This is a genomic window from Streptomyces sp. NBC_00299, from assembly GCF_036173045.1.
In the GTDB taxonomy this organism is placed as follows: Bacteria; Actinomycetota; Actinomycetes; order Streptomycetales; family Streptomycetaceae; genus Streptomyces; species Streptomyces machairae.
In genome coordinates, this window is record NZ_CP108039.1 from 8,313,852 (window position 1) to 8,329,588 (window position 15,737).

General features: G+C 72.5%; 7 protein-coding genes. All 7 read left to right on the forward strand.

Annotation, left to right across the window (positions count from 1 at the left end):
- The first annotated feature begins 223 nt into the window (after positions 1 to 223).
- Positions 224 to 7,045 carry an SDR family NAD(P)-dependent oxidoreductase gene (locus OHT51_RS37020; RefSeq protein WP_328883255.1) on the forward strand — a complete coding sequence of 2,274 codons (6,822 nt, stop codon included), beginning with the start codon at positions 224 to 226 and terminating at the stop codon, positions 7,043 to 7,045.
- Positions 7,046 to 7,117: 72 nt separating this feature from the next.
- Positions 7,118 to 7,333: an MbtH family protein gene (locus tag OHT51_RS37025; RefSeq protein WP_328883256.1), complete on the forward strand. Its 216-nt coding sequence runs from the start codon at positions 7,118 to 7,120 to the stop codon at positions 7,331 to 7,333.
- On the forward strand, positions 7,330 to 8,097 hold the full coding sequence (locus tag OHT51_RS37030; protein ID WP_328883257.1) for a thioesterase II family protein: 768 nt from the start codon (positions 7,330 to 7,332) through the stop codon (positions 8,095 to 8,097). Before OHT51_RS37025 ends, OHT51_RS37030 begins: the two co-directional genes overlap by 4 nt.
- Positions 8,094 to 11,615, forward strand: a complete 3,522-nt coding sequence (locus OHT51_RS37035; protein ID WP_328883258.1) for a non-ribosomal peptide synthetase — start codon at positions 8,094 to 8,096, stop codon at positions 11,613 to 11,615. Before OHT51_RS37030 ends, OHT51_RS37035 begins: the two co-directional genes overlap by 4 nt.
- An 8-nt stretch (positions 11,616 to 11,623) precedes the next feature.
- The gene (locus OHT51_RS37040) at positions 11,624 to 13,483 is read left to right on the forward strand and encodes a CocE/NonD family hydrolase (RefSeq protein WP_328883259.1); all 1,860 of its coding nucleotides are present in this window, start codon (positions 11,624 to 11,626) and stop codon (positions 13,481 to 13,483) included.
- Positions 13,484 to 13,563: 80 nt separating this feature from the next.
- A complete protein-coding gene (locus OHT51_RS37045; RefSeq protein WP_328883260.1) occupies positions 13,564 to 14,544 on the forward strand; it encodes an alpha/beta fold hydrolase in 981 nt (326 codons plus the stop codon).
- Between the two features lie 38 nt (positions 14,545 to 14,582).
- The gene (locus OHT51_RS37050) at positions 14,583 to 15,395 is read left to right on the forward strand and encodes an LLM class F420-dependent oxidoreductase (protein WP_328883261.1); all 813 of its coding nucleotides are present in this window, start codon (positions 14,583 to 14,585) and stop codon (positions 15,393 to 15,395) included.
- Positions 15,396 to 15,737: the final 342 nt, after the last annotated feature.

The window sequence follows — 15,737 nt, forward strand, 5'->3', positions numbered from 1 at the left end:
CGACCGACAGGCCGGGCCCGGGCCTCCTCCCGGGACTTTCCGCCGACCGGTCGTCTCCTTCCCGCCCCGCCCGGTCCGCGCCGTCTGTCGCGCACCCCGCCCGGCCGGGGCGGCTCCCGGAAACCATGACGGACACCGCCGCGTGCCCGTCACCGCGGCGGGCGATCCCGCGCGGGCAGAGTCAGTCAGAACGCACAGCGGTAGTACGGAATTGGGGGAGTACGTGGAAGAGCCCGACGACTCGCAGGAACTGGGCACCGAGATCGCCGTCATCGGCATGGCCGGGCGATTCCCGGGAGCACCCGACCTGGAGCGGTTCTGGTCGAACCTCCGGGACGGCGTCGAGTCCGTGGCCTTCTTCGAGGACTCCGAACTGCTCGCCGCCGGCGTTCCCGAGGCGGAGTTCTCCCGCCCCGGTTACGTGAAGGCCGGGGCCCGGGCGGAGGGCGTCGATCTCTTCGACGCCGAGTTCTTCGGGTACACGCCCCGCGAAGCCACCATCATGGACCCGCAGCACCGGATCTTCCTCGAACTCGCCTGGGAGGCGCTGGAGCACTCCGGCTACAGCCCCGCCCGGATCGGGGACGGTGTCGGTGTCTTCGGGGGCGCGGGGACCAGCGCCTACCTCCCGCTCGTCTTCGCCAACCTGGAGAGCGGCGCCGCCATCGGCGCCTCCAACGTGGGGCTCGGAAACGAACTGGGCTTCCTGACCACACGCGTCTCCTACAAGCTCGGCCTGCAGGGCCCGAGCGTCCCCGTCCACACCGCCTGCTCCAGCTCCCTGGTGGCGGTCCACCTCGCCTGCCAGAGCCTGCTCAACCACGAGTGCGGCACGGCCATCGCCGGTGGAGCGGCCTTCAAGGTCCCGCCGGGCAAGGGGTACCGGTACCAGGAGAGCGGGATTCTCTCCCCCGACGGGCACTGCCGTCCCTTCGACGCCGACAGCCGGGGCACCGTCTTCAACAACGGCGCGGGCGTCGTCGTACTCAAGCGCCTCGAGGACGCCCTGCGCGCCAACGACACGGTGTACGCGGTCATCAAGGGCACCGCCGTCAACAACGACGGCTCGGGGAAGGCGAGTTTCACCGCCCCCGGGGTGGCCGGGCAGAGCGCGGTCGTCCTGGAGGCCCTGGAGATCGCCGGTGTCGAGCCCGACGAGATCAGCTACGTCGAGGCACACGGCAGCGGCACCAGAATCGGCGACTCCATCGAGATCGAGGCACTGACCAGGGCCTTCGGCACGGGCTCGGACCGCACCGGATTCTGCGCGATCGGTTCGGTGAAGTCGAACGTCGGCCACCTCGACGCGGCCGCCGGAATCGCCGGGCTCCTCAAGACCACGCTCGCCCTGCGCCACCGCACCCTGCCGCCCACCGTCCACTTCCGTAAGGCCAACCCGGCCATCGACTTCCCCAGCACGCCGTTCCACGTCCAGCGGGAACTCGCCCCCTGGACCACTCCGGACGGCGGCCCCCGGCGCGCGGGGGTGAGCGCCTTCGGATTCGGCGGCACCAACGCCCACGTCGTCCTCGAGGAAGCACCCGAACCCGCCCCGCCCGGCCCGGCCCGGCCCTCCCAGCTGCTCGTCCTGTCGGCCCGCACCCCGCAGGCGCTGGAGCGGGCCACCGACCGGCTGGCCGCGCGCCTGCGGCAGGAGGAGCTGTCGCTCGCCGACGTCGCCTTCACCCTGGCGCAGGGCCGGCAGGAGTTCCGCCACCGCCGCGTCGTCGTCGCCCCCGACGCGCCCAGCGCGGCGCACGCCCTGGAAACCCGCGACGGCGCGAGCGTGACGACCGGCACAGCCGACGCCGCCTCGCCCTCCGTGGCGTTCCTCTTCACCGGGCAGGGCTCCGCGTACCCGGGGATGGCGGCCGGGCTCTACGCGCAGGAGTCCGTGTTCCGCGCGGCCGTGGACCGGTGCGCCGAACTGCTGCGCCCCGAACTCGGCACGGACGTCCGCGAGCTGCTGCTCGCCGCGCCGGACGACGAGGAAGCGGCCCGTCGGCTCGCCACCACCGCGCTCGCCCAGCCGGCACTCTTCACCCTGGAACACGCGCTGGCCGAGCTCTGGAGCTCCTGGGGCGTCACCCCGTCGGCCATGATCGGCCACAGCCTCGGCGAGTACGTGGCCGCCTGCCGTGCCGGGGTCTTCGAACTGGCCGACGCGCTCCGGCTGGTCGCCCTGCGCGGCAGGCTCATGGAGCGGCAGGCGAGCGGCGCGATGCTCAGCGTCGCCTCCGACCGGGCCACGGTGGAACGGCTCCTGCCCGCCGGACTGTCCCTCGCGGCGCACAACGGCCCGTCCGACTGCGTCGTGTCGGGCCCGGACGAGGCCGTCGCCGCGTTCGCCGCCCTCGCGGAGCGGCAGGGGATCGTGACCCGCCCGGTCGCCACCTCCCACGCCTTCCACTCCGCGTTGATGGCGCCGATGGTCGAGGAGTTCACCCGCGCCGTCGCCCAGGTCCCCCGGCACGATCCGGCGGTGCCGTTCCTCTCCAACGTGACCGGCGACTGGATCACCGCTCGCGAGGCCACCGACCCCGCCTACTGGGGCCGCCACGTACTCGCCACCGTCGAGTTCGCGCGGGGCGTCGAAGTGCTGGCGGCCGACCCGGAGGTGGCCTTCCTGGAGGTCGGCCCGGGCCAGACGCTGCGCAGCCTCGCCGCACGGAACCTCGCGGGCGCGCAGCCGCCGCGCCTGGTCACCGCCACGCTGCCGCACCGGCAGGACGGCCGAGGGCCGCTGGAAACCGCCCAGCGCGCCCTGGGCCTGCTCTGGCTCCACGGCGTCACCCCCGACTGGACCGGTTACCACGCCGACGAGCGGCCCCGTCGTGTGGCACTGCCGACCTACCCGTTCGAGCGCACGCGCCACTGGCTGGAGCCCGCCCCGGTGTCACCGGCAAGGCCGGGGCCCCACCCGCTTCTCGACGAGTTGCTGGTGCGGACGGTGGACGAAGCGGTGTTCCTCACGTCCTTCGACCTGGAACGCCACTGGGTGCTCAGCGAGCACAAGATGCTGTCCGAGGCCATCGTGCCGGGCACCACCTACCTGGAGATGGCGCGTGCCGCGGGCACGGAGTACCTCGGCGAGCAGGTCACCGTCCTGTCAGACGTCGAGTTCCAGGTCCCTCTGCTGGTCACGGCGGAGCAGCCGCGGGTCGCGCACACCATCGTGCGCTCCGACAGCGGTGACGGCGCCGAGTTCAAGGTCGTCAGCCAGGACCCGGCAGCGCCCGACGGGCGGCGGTGGACCGTCCACGTGCGCGGCAGGCTCTCGGCGGGACCCCGGCCGCCGCGCCGCGCCGACCTGCCCGCCCTCGCCGCCCGCTGCCGGCTCGCCACCGTGGACGTCGGCACCCTGCAGGCCGAGCACCGGGTCATGGACTTCGGCAGCCGCTGGCAGGACAGCCTGCGCACGGTCGACGTCGGCGTGCGGGCCGCGCTCGGCCACCTGAACCTGCCGGAGCGTCACCACGAGGAAACCGGCGCCTTCGCGCTCCACCCCGCGCTGCTCGACCTGGCGACCGGGTTCCACCGCTGGGCGATGCTCCGGGGCGACGAGGCCCCCGACGCGTCCGGGCACGACTTCTACCTGCCGTTGGCCTACGACCACCTCACCGTGCACGGTCCGATGCCCGCCCGGTGCGTCAGCTTCATCCAGCCCGACCCCGACTTCCCGCAGAGCGACGAGATCCGCAAGGTCGACGTCCTGGTCTGCGCCCCCGACGGCGCCGTCGTCCTCGACATCAGGGGCTTCACCGCCAAGCGGGTCAACGACCCCGGGCGTACCGTCCGGAACGCCCGCGCGGCCACAGCGCACCACACCCTGCGCTGGGTGCCCACGGACGGCACCGGGGCGACCGGTGACGGGGGAGCGGCACGGCGGGCGGTCGGCCATGCCCTGGTGGTCGGAGCCGACTCGCCCCGGCGCGCGGCCGTCGTCGCCGAGCTGCGGGACGCCGGCGTGAGCGTCGACGTGACCGGTGCCGACACCGACTGGACCACCTGGACGCAACCGCTGCCGGCGGAGACCGTGTTCGTGGCGAGTGAGGACGAAGCGGGCAGCCCCGGCCGGCACGCCCAGGAACGCCTCCTGGACAGCGGCGTGATGGCCCTGCTGCGTCTGGCCCAGACCCTCGGCGGGCAGAGCGCGGGCCCCCGCCGGCTCACCGTCGTCGCCGGGTACGCCGAGGACGTCACCGGCGACGAGCCCTACCTCGTGCCCGCCCACTCCGCGCTGTTCGGCCTGGCGAAGGTCATCGGCCAGGAGCACCCCGACATCGGCTGCCGGTGCGTCGACACGGCCGCCGACGTCCCGCCCGGCGCGCTCGCCCGGGAGATCCTCGGGACGGACCCGGCGGGGCAGGCCGCCCTGCGCGCCGGCGGCCGTTACGTCCTCGAACTCGTCGAAACGGACCTGCGCCCCGAGCCGGAGGACCTCGCGGTCGTGCCGGACGGCGTCCACCTGATCACCGGCGGCCTCGGCGGACTCGGTCTGGAGATCGCCCGGTCCATCGCCGCGGCCCGGCCCGGAGCGAGGATCGCCCTGGTCGGCAGGCGTGGACTGCCACCCCGTGAGCAGTGGCCCGACGTGCTGCGCGACGGGCCGGCCGGCCAGGCCGAGCGGATCCGCCTCATCGAGGAGATGGAGTCCCACGGCGCCCGCGTCCTCGTGCGCCCGGGCGACGTCTGCGACCACGACGACATGGCCCGCGTCGTCGCGGACGTCCGCCGCGACCTCGGCCGCGTCACCTGGCTGATCCACGCGGCGGGCACCGCGGGCGACGGCTTCCTGATGAACAAGTCGCCCGACGTCTACCGGGCCACCCTGGCCCCCAAGGTCACGGGCGCGATGGTGCTGGACGACGTCACCGCCGACGACCCGCCCGAACTGATGGTGATGTTCAGCTCGACCACCGCCCTGTTCGGCTCACCGGGCCAGGGCGACTACACGGCGGCCAACCTCTTCCTCGACGCGTACGCGGCCTGGCGCGGCAAGCTGGGTCTGCGCACGATCACCCTGAACTGGACCGACTGGCTGGGCACCGGCATGGCCGCCGACCACGGCGTCCAGCGTGACCAGGGCTTCTTCCGGTCCGTCGAGATCGAGGACGCGGTGGCGAGCTTCCACGCGGCCGTCCGGTCGGAGCACGTGCGGGTGATCGTGGGGGAGATCAACCACGACGCGCTGGCCGTGCTGGACCCGGCCGTGCTGCGGGCGCGCATGGCTGCCTCACCCATCCGCCTGAGCGAGCCGATCCGGCGGGCCGTGGCCGCCCTGGCGGCGACCGCCGCCACCCGGGCCGCCGCGGGACCCTCGGCACCCGTCTCGGAGGTGACACTGCTGGGCCGGCCGGACGGCGAGTACAGCCCCATGGAGGAGACCCTGGGCAGGCTGTGGGCCGCCGAGTTCGGTATCAGTGAGATCGACGTGTTCGCCACCCTGTTCGACCTCGGAGGCGACTCGCTGCTGGCACTGCGCCTGTCCAACACCCTGCAGGAGGCCCTCGACGTGAAGACGTCGATCGCCGACCTGTTCGCCCACCCGACGGTTGCCGACCTCGCCCGGCATGTGACCGCCGACGAGCAGGCGACAGACCCCGGGGATGCCCCGTACGCGGTGACGGCCCCGGACACCGCGCCCACCGGGCCCGTCCCGGACGAGGCGGCCGGGGAGGAGACCGACCCGGGCTGGTTCGGCCTCTGGAACGCCCAGAGCGGCATGTGGTTGCAGCACCAGTTGGGGGAGGGCCGTGCTGAACTCAACCTGCCGGTGTGGACGCACGTGCGCCGCGCCGTCGACCACGACGTCTTCCGCAGAGCCGTCGCGTATCTGATCGACCGCCACCAAGCGCTCCGCCTCGTGTTCCGGGACACCGCGGACGGGCCCCGCCAACGGGTCCTGCCCGCCTTCGACCTCGACGTCCCGCTGGTCGACCTGAGCGCCCACCCCGACCCCGAGGCGGAGGCCGAGCGGCTGATCCGCGCGGACAGCGCCACCCCGTTCGACGCCCTGGACAGCCCGCCGCTGCGCGTCGCGCTCTACCGGCTGGGCCCCGAACACCACTGCGTGTACTACACCATGCACCACCTCATCTCCGACGGCACCGGCATCGGGATCTTCCTGCGGGAGCTGCTGGAGACGTACGAGGCGCTCGCGCGGGACGAGGAACCGTCGCCGGAGCCGCTGGAAACGACGTACGAGGAGCTGATCCGCGGCCGGTTCGCATGGCTGGCGGGCCCCGAGCGCCCGGCCGCCGAGGCCTACTGGCTCGACGAGCTGGCGGGCCCCCTGCCCCGGCTGCACATCGGTGACTACGACGCGCCCGGCGCCGAGGTGTCCAACGAGACCATGGACTTCACGGTCGACCCGGACCTGTCCGAAGCCGTCGGGGCGCTCGCCAGGAAGTGGGACGTCACCGTGCACGTCCTCCTGCTCAGCGCGTACGCCGTGGCGCTGCGGGGCATCGGGTCGGACGACGACATGGTGATCTGCGTGCCGTTCTCCGGGCGGGACAGCAAGAACATGAGCCATCAGCTGGGCATGTTCGTCAACCCGCTCGCGGTGCGCCTCACTCTCTCCGACACCGACACGTTCGATGAACTGGTCCGGCGCGCCCAGGCCAAGAGCGTCGGCGCCTACGCCCACAGCCGCTACCCGTTCACGCTGATCGCCGAACGGGTGGCGCCCGACGGCGCGCCCCGCGACGGCCGCAACCCGGTGTTCTCGACCGCGTTCCAGTTCACCGACTTCCTGCCGCCCGCCAACCAGACCTCGCAACTCGACATCTGCCTGTACGGCAAGCCGGGAGAGGACGGTCTGGGCATGCGGCTCACCTACAACTCGCTGCGGCTCACCGAGTCGGAGGCCATGGAGGTACGGACGGCCTTCCTCGCCGTGCTGCGCGAGGTGACGGCCGACCCGGGCCGCGCATTGGCGGCCCTGGCCGAACCCATGCGGCGGGCGCGCCGGGCGGGCGTCGTCGCCCCCAGGGGCCGCCGTCTGGGAGCCCTGCGGTCCACCCGGGCTCCGGGCGTCTGAGGGCCGGCAGCCAGGGTCCGCAACCGAGTCCGCCCGACCGGCGGACTCGCTCATTCGAGGAGGAAGAGGTCCATGGACGAGCGACAGGAAGAACCCCGTTACGTCGTGGTGGTCAACCACGAGGAGCAGTACTCGATCTGGCCGCTGGGCCGCGAGATTCCCGAAGGCTGGAAGGACGCCGGACACGAAGGCCCGAAGGACGCCTGCCTGGCCCACATCAACGAGGTGTGGACCGACATGCGTCCGCTGAGCCTCCGGTTGAAGATGGAGACCGAGAACACCCGATGACGACCCTTGTCCGGCCGTTCGTCCACAGGCCCCACGCGAGCATGCGGCTGCTGTGCCTGCCCCACGCCGGAGGCGGCGCCTCGGCGTACCGCACGTGGGCGACCGAGCTGCCCGACGGCATCGAGCTGTGGGCGGTCCAGCCGCCCGGCCGGGAGGACCGGGTCATGACCCCGCCTCTCGACCACATGGACGACCTGCTCAACGAGCTGGTCCCCGCCGTCGTCCCGCTGCTGGACCGGCCGTTCGCCCTGTTCGGCCACAGCATGGGCGCCGTGGTGGCATGGGAGCTGGCCCGGGCGCTGCAGCAGCTCGAAGCCGGCTCGCCGGTACGGCTGTTCGTCTCCGGCAGTGTGCCGCCGCAGATCAGGGACAGACCGGAACGGCCCCTGCACACCCTGTCCGACGCCGAGCTCTGCGACCGGCTCAGGGAGTGGGGCGCGACCCCGGAGGCCGTGCTCGCCGACCCGGAGCTGATGGCGCTGTTCCTGCCCGTCATACGAGCGGACCTCGCCGTGGTCGAAAGCCGTGTCCACCGCGCCGAACCCCTGCTCACCTGCCCCGTCACGGCCTACGGCGGCACCGAGGACGGCAGCGTCGGCAGTGACGTGCTGGCCCGGTGGGGCGAGGTGACGACCGGACCCTCCAACTGCCGCATGTTCCCCGGGGACCACTTCTTCCCGCACTCCGCGCGCTCGGCCGTCCTCGCGGACATCGCCGACCGGCTCGGCGCGGACTCGCACTACCGAAAGGCTGGAACGGCATGACCTCGCAGTACGGAACCGGCCCGCAGGGCGACACGCACACCCCTTCCGTCACGGACGTCGTGACCTCCGTGTGGGCGTCCGTGCTGCGCATCGACCGCCCGACCCCGGGCGCGAACTTCTTCGCCCTCGGCGGCAACTCGCTCCAGGGGGCCCGGATGGTCGGCCGGCTCCGCGAGGAACTGGGCATCCGCATCCCGCTCAGCGCGCTCTTCGAGAGCCAGACGGCCGCCGAACTGGCCGCCAGGATCGAGGACCTGCGCGGGGACGCCCCAAGCACCGGCGTCACCGTACCGCCGTACACCGAGCGGACCGGGGGGACCTTCCACGCACCGGCCTCCTTCGCCCAGCAGCGCCTGTGGGTGGAAGAGCACATCCTGGGACCCAGTTCCCGGTACAACGTCCCCGCCGCCGTGGAGATCGAGGGAGACCTCGACGTCGCGGCCCTGCGCCTGGCCCTCCAGACGCTGGTCGACCGGCACGAGCCGTTCCGCACCGCCATCCGCGCCGTCGGCGGCGTACCCCACCAGTTGGTCGAGGCCGCCGTGGAACTGCCCTTGGAGATCGTCGACCTTCAGAGCGAGCCGGACGAACTGCGGGAGCAGGTCCTCGTCGACCGGATCGGCGCCTCGGCGCAGCGGCCGTTCGACGTCGAACGGGGCCCGCTGCTGAGGGCGGAGCTGTACCGGCTGGAGGACCAGTGGCACGTCCTGCTGGTCAACATGCACCACGCCATCACCGACATCCACTCGTTCGAGCTCGCGGTGGCGGAGCTGCTGGAGCTGTACGCGACGGCCGCCAAGGGCACCGTCCCGCCGGCCGAACCGCCGGCCCTGCAGTACGCCGACTTCGCGGCCTGGCAGCGCCGCACGGTCGGCGACGCTGCGTTCGACGCGCAACTCGAGTACTGGAAGGAGTGCCTGCGCGGCCCCCTGCCCGTGCTCGACCTGCCCACGGACCTCACCCCGCAGGGCTCCCCCAGCGGCCGGGGCGCGACCGTCGCGGTGGAGCTGCCACGGGCGGTCTCGCGCCGCATCCGGGAACTGGCCCGGCAGAACGACGCCACGCCGTTCATGACTGTGCTGACCCTCCTCGCCGCGCTGCTGCACCGGTACAGCGGCCAGACGGACATCGTGGTGGGAACCCCCAGCGCCAACCGGGACCTGCCCGAACTGGAAGGCATGCTCGGCTACTTCCTGAACACCCTCGCCGTACGCTGCGACCTGTCCGGCGACCCGACCGTGCTGGAACTGCTCGGTGGCGTACGCGAGCGGACGCTGGGAGCGTACGCGCACCAGGACGTCCCGTTCGAGCGGGTGGTGAACGCCGTGGCCACGGACCGCTCCGGGCTGCAGTCGCTGTTCCGGGTCATGCTCGCCTTCCAGCAGGAGCTGCCGTCGCCGCAGCTGCCCGGCCTCACCGTCACCGACGTCGACCTGGACCGCAACGCCGCCAAGTTCGACCTGGTGTTCTCGGTGACCGAGACCGAAACCACCTACCGGGTGGCGCTGGAGTACAACACCGACCTCTTCGTCGAGGACAGGGCGTGGCGGATCCTCGACCACTTCCGCACGCTCGCCGCCGACGCGGTCGCCGCGCCGACGAAGCGCCTCTCGGGCCTCCAGGTTCTCCCCGAGGAAGAGCGGCGGCAGATCGAGTCCTGGTCGCGGGCCCGCTGCGGTCCGTACCCGACGGACACCTTCCTCCACCACATGTTCGAGGAGCAGGTGCGCAGGACTCCCGAGGCGGTGGCGGTCGAGAGCGGCGACGCCCGGGTCACCTACCGCGAACTGGACCGGCGCGCGGACCAGCTGGCGGCCGCGCTCATGGAGCGCGGCGTCTCCACGGACCACCTCGTGGGGCTCTGCGCAAAACCCTCGGTGGACCTCCTGGCCGGCATCCTCGGCATCCTCAAGGCGGGGGCGGCCTACGTGCCGATCGACCCGCTCGCCCCCGTGGACCGCATGACCCACCTGGTCGAGGACAGCGGGCTGCGCGTACTGGTGACCACTGCCGAGCTGCACGCCCAGCTGCCCGGCGTCGCGCTCGACGGCGTGGACGTGGTGCACGCGGGGACGGCGGGGCCCGTCGGGGACGAGGGCGCCACACCGGGCGCGCGGCGCCCCGATCCGGCCGTGGACCCGGCACAGCTCGTGTACCTCATGTACACCTCCGGGACGACGGGCAGGCCCAAGGGCGTCGGACTGCCCCACACGGCCGTGACCCCCTGGATGCGGTGGGCGCAGGACATCCGGCCCATCGGCGAGGGCACCCGGGTCGTGCACAACCTCGCGTACCACTTCGACTGGTCCGTGGAGCAGATGTTCCACGCGCTGACGAGCGGGGCCTGTCTGGTCATGCTGCCGCTGGACGTGCGCGCGGACCCCGAGGCCACGGCCCGGTTCGTGAACGAGCACGACATTCACATGCTGTACCTCACGCCCACCCAGATGCGGGCGCTCACCGGCGTGGGCGTCACCCTGCCGACCCTGCGGCACGTCTCCCTGGGCGGCGAGAACCTGAGCGGAGACCTGGTCGCCCGCATCCGCGAGGTCGTGTCGCCCGAGTGCCTCGTCTGGAACGAGTACGGCCCAACCGAGACCGCCGGTGTGGCGCTCGCCGGGCGCATGGGCCATGCCGCGGAGGACCGCGCCTCCATGCCGCTCGGTGAGCTCGTCTCCAACGCCTCCTGCGCCGTCGTGGACCGCTGGGGCAACCAGCAGCCGATCGGCGTCCCCGGCGAGCTGCTGGTCGGCGGGGACGGCGTGGCCCGCGGCTACCGCAACCGTCCCGGCCTGACCGCCGAGCGCTTCGCCCCGGACCCCGCGAGGCCCGGTCGCCGCCTCTACCGGACGGGCGACACGGTGCGCTGGCTGCCGGGCGGCGAGATGGAGTTCCTCGGCCGCACCGACCACCAGGTCAAGATCCGCGGCGTACGGGTCGAGCTGGAGGAGATCGAGTCCGTGCTGCGCGGCCACCCCGGCGTGGCGAACGCGGTGGTGGTCCTGGAGCCCGGCGAGCGGCTCGTCGCCTATCTCGTACCGGGCCCGCAGGGCGGCCCGGACGATCCGGAGCTGCGCTCGTACCTGGCGCCCAAGCTGCTCGCGGTCATGCAGCCCGCCGTCTTCGTCCGGCTCGACACGATGCCGACCTCGGCCACCGGCAAGGTGGACCGGGCCCGGCTGCCCCGGCCCACCGACCAGCCCCCGGCCGAGGTCGTGGTGGTCCCGCCGAGCACCGAGACGGAGCTCGCCGTCGCCGCCGTGTGGAGCGAGGTGCTGAAGCGCGACGTGGTCGACGTGAACACCACCTTCTTCGAACTGGGCGGGGACTCGCTCACCCTGCTGTCCGTCGTGGAACGGCTGCGTGGATCCCAGGACCTGGAGATCCCGGTGCGCGCCGTCGTGGACACTCCGACCGTCGCGGGACTCGCAGCCCGGATCGACACACTGCGCTGGACCCTCGGGTCCCGGGAGACCTCCGTCGACACGACCGGTGCGCGCGAGCTGGGTGAGCTGTGACCCCACACGTGTCCGAAAGCGTCGTCGACCTGCTGCTGTCCCTGCGCGCGCAGGGCATCGCCCTGTGGGCCGAGCACGGAAAGCTGCGGTTCGACGCCCCGGCCGGCGCGATGACCCCCGCCCTGCGCGAGAGGCTCGTCGCGCGCAGGGCGGAGATCGTGGCCTTCCTCGCCGAAGCCGACCTGGCCGAGCGCAGCACCGTGCGGATCGCCATGACCGACGGCGTGGGACTGGCCGCCGACCTGTACCGCCCCAAACGTGAGGGCGTGGTGACCGAGGAACCCCTGCCGGTCGTCTGGTGCCACGAGCGTTACCGCCGGGCCGAGCATGTCAGCGGAGGAGTGCTGACCAAGCTGGACAGCCAGCCCTGGCTCAGGGAACTCCTCCGGCACGGCTACGTGGTCGCCGTGGTCGACGTCCGGGGCGGCGGCGCGTCGGAGGGCACCCGCCCCGTCGAGTTCGACCCCCAGGAGGCCCGGGACGCCCACACGGTGACCGAATGGCTGGCGGAGCAGCCCTGGTCCACCGGGCGCGTCGGCATGTTCGGGATGTCGTACTCGGGGATCAGCCAGCTGCTCGCCGCCGGTACGGCGCCCCCGCACCTGGCGGCGATCGTCCCGCAGATGGCGATGTTCGACCTCTACGCGTTCCTGCGCCCCGGCGGGGTCTTCCGGGACGACTTCGCCCGCAACTGGGGCGAGACCGTCCGCAGGCTCGACACGGAGGCGGGCGTTGCCGCTGCGGGGGAGCCGGACATCGACGGGCTGGTGGCCGAACACCGCCTCAACGCCCGGGTGTTCGAGCAGGCCGCGGCCCTGGAGTTCCGGGACAGCACGGACCGGGCGAGCGGCCTCGCCCTGTACGAGCACATCAACCCGGCCGCCGCACTCGCGGACATCAGCGCCTCCGGCGTCCCCGTGTGTCACCTGACCGGCTGGTACGACGTCTGGGTGCGCGACACGACGCTCTGGTACCGCAACCTGACCAACCCCCAGCGCCTCGTGATCGGCCCCTGGAGCCACAACAAGTGGTCGGACGAGGACATCGCCCGTGAACACCTGCGCTGGTACGACCACTGGCTCAAGGGCATCGACAACGGGGTCACCGACGAACGGCCCGTCCGGTACTTCACCATGAGCGCACCGCCCGGCACCGAGTGGCGCACCGCGAGCCGGTGGCCGCCGCCCCATGTGCGGCCCCGGGCGTTCCACTTCCACGAGGGCCCGGCCGGTACCGTCTCCTCCGCCAACGACGGACTGCTGCTCCCCGAGGACGAGACCGGGGCCGCCCCTGCCGACGGCGCCGATGCCTACGAGGTCGACTACTCCGCCACCACCGGAAGGACCTCGCGCTGGTCCGACGGGTACGGCGGCGGGTTCCGCTACGACCTCACGGCGAACGACCGCAAGGCCCTGACCTACACCTCGCAGGTGCTGACCGAGGACTTGGAGGTCACCGGCCATCCCCTGGTCCACCTGTGGGTCACCTCCACCCACCCGGACGGCGAGTTCTTCGTCTACCTGGAGGAGGTGGACGAGAAGGGCGACTCCCACTACGTGAGCGAGGCGGTGATCCGCGCCTCCCACCGCGGCCTGGGCACACCCCCGTACGACGGCATGGGGCTGCCCTACCACCCGGGCACGGCGGACTCGGTCGCACCGCTCCCCGGCGAACCGGTGGAACTCGTCGCCGACATGCACCCCACGTCGAACGTCTTCGTGGCCGGCCGCCGGCTGCGGATCAGCGTCACCTGCTGCGACCGCGACAACGCCCAGGTGCCCCGGCGGGATCCCGTGCCGGTCGTGCGGGTCCACCGGGGCCCCGGCCACCCGTCGCGGGTGGTCCTGCCCGTAGCGCCCCGGCTGTGACGGGCGGGCACCAGGCCCGTGCCACGACCCGGGCTCCCGCCGAAGCCCGGCCGAGTCCCTCGTAACCGGAAAGTGCCTTTATGAACACGGAAGTCGAAGCACGCCGCGAAGCCGTCGTGCGGGCCTGGCGCGAGACGCTGGAGTCCGACCCCGCCTCGGACGACGAGGACTTCTTCGAGGCCGGAGGCAACTCCCTCCTCGCGGTGCAACTTCAGCGCCGTCTGACCGAGGCGCTCGGCCACCGGGTGCCCCTGCGCCACATCCACGACCACCCCACCGTCCGCGGCCTCCTCGGCCTGCGACCGCCCCGGCAGCCGCGTCCCGCACACCCGGAGGAGGCCGGCGCACCCGCCCTGAACCTGTACTGCCTGCCGTACGCCGGCAGTTCCGCCCGCATGTACGAACCGTGGAAGACCCGGCTGCCGTCGTCGGTGGCCGTCACCCCGCTGGAACTGCCGGGACGCGGCGCCCGCTGGCCCGAGCACGCCAAGTCCGAGCTGGAGCCCCTGCTGGACGACCTCGCCGGGACGATGGAGGAGGCGCACCACGCCCCCTACGCCGTCTTCGGACACAGCTTCGGGGGCATCCTCGCCTTCGAACTCGTCCGCCACCTGAATGCGCTGGGGTTCCCGCCGCCCCGGCGCCTGCTGGTCTCGGGCTGCCCGGCACCCCATCTGGCCACGCCCGCCGAGACCACGCACGACCTCTCGGACGAGGAGTTCACCCAGCGGCTGCGGCGACTTCGCGGCACCCCCGAGGAGCTCCTCGAGAACGAGGAGCTGATGGAGCTGTACATCCCGATCCTCCGGGCCGACTACACCATCCTCGACCACTACAAGGCGCCCCCGGCCGAACCGCTCGACTGCCCCGTCTCCGTGTTCTACGGGCGCGGGGACGAGGACGCCGGACGGGACGTCACGCAACCGTGGAGCGCGTACAGCGGCGGACCCATGACGATCGAGGAGATCGACGGGGACCACTTCTTCCTCCGGGACGCCGAGGACGAACTGCTCATGAAGATGGCACGGCATCTGGAGGTCCCGCCGCCAGGCAACCCGTGACCGGCCCACCTAAACGGCGATTTCGAAGAGAGAAGCCCATGTCCTACCCCCCTTCCGCCGCCCGGCCCGTCCGCGTCGGCGTGCAGATCCAGCCGCAGTACTGCTCCTACGCCGAGATCCGCCGCGCCGTCGCCCAGTACGAGGAACTCGGCGTGGACATCCTGTTCAACTGGGACCACTTCTTCCCCGTCTACGGCCCCGCCGACGGCGAGCACTACGAGTGCTGGACCATGCTGGGCGCCTGGGCCGAGGCGACCTCCCGCGTCGAGTTCGGCCCCCTGGTGAGCTGCAACTCGTACCGGAACCCCGACCTGCTCGCGGACATGGCCCGCACGGTCGACCACATCAGCGACGGGCGCCTCATCCTCGGCATCGGCGCCGGCTGGAACGAGAAGGACTACGACGAGTACGGCTACGAGTTCGGGACGCCGGGCAGCAGGCTCACGGCCCTGAGCGAGGGACTGGAGCGGATCGAACGGCGCTGGCAGCGGCTCAACCCCGCGCCCACACGGAAGATCCCCGTCCTCGTCGGCGGCAACGGAGAGCGCAGGACCCTGCGTCTGGCCGCCCGGTACGCCGACATCTGGCACGGCTTCGGCGACCCCGGCCAACTGGCGCACAAGCACAGCGTCCTCGACGCATGGTGTGCCGAGATCGGCCGTGACCCGGCGGAGATCGAACGGTCGACCCGGGTGTTCCGACGCGGCCCCGACGAGGTCGGCCGGGATCTCGTGGACGTTGGTACGCGGCTCATCCAACTCGTGGCGCAGTCACCCAACTTCGATCCGGCACCCGTGAAGGACTGGCTGGACTTCCGGGACGACGTCAACAAGAGCCTCGTCGCGTCCTGACCGCGGACCGGCAGCGAACCCCGGCCCAGCCCCCCCCCGCCCGCGGGCGGCGGACGGACCGCCCGCAACCACCCCAAGATCACGATCTCTTGACACGCCGGGGAAGCTCTAAGAGTATGGCCAGCACGCTGCTGACATGTGCCCACCAGGGCCGAGCCGGCCGGTGAACCGGACAGGACACCGGCGGTACCGGTGGGCCGGATCCCACCCGGTGGCAGCGTTCCAGGCCGTCCGAGGCCGCTCTTGCGCAGTGCCCCGCCGCCCGGCCCCGTCGCGCCGCGCTCGTGCCTCCCACCGTGATCGCGCCCGCCGCGCCGCGGTCCGAAGCCAAGGCCCACGTCG

What these genes read in the sequence shown, in the direction of transcription:
- OHT51_RS37050 (WP_328883261.1), top strand. Translation starts at nt 14,583, where the DNA reads ATGTCCTACCCCCCTTCCGCCGCCCGGCCCGTCCGCGTCGGCGTGCAG.
- OHT51_RS37045 (WP_328883260.1), top strand. Translation starts at nt 13,564, where the DNA reads ATGAACACGGAAGTCGAAGCACGCCGCGAAGCCGTCGTGCGGGCCTGG.
- OHT51_RS37025 (WP_328883256.1), top strand. Translation starts at nt 7,118, where the DNA reads ATGGACGAGCGACAGGAAGAACCCCGTTACGTCGTGGTGGTCAACCAC.
- OHT51_RS37035 (WP_328883258.1), top strand. Translation starts at nt 8,094, where the DNA reads ATGACCTCGCAGTACGGAACCGGCCCGCAGGGCGACACGCACACCCCT.
- OHT51_RS37030 (WP_328883257.1), top strand. Translation starts at nt 7,330, where the DNA reads ATGACGACCCTTGTCCGGCCGTTCGTCCACAGGCCCCACGCGAGCATG.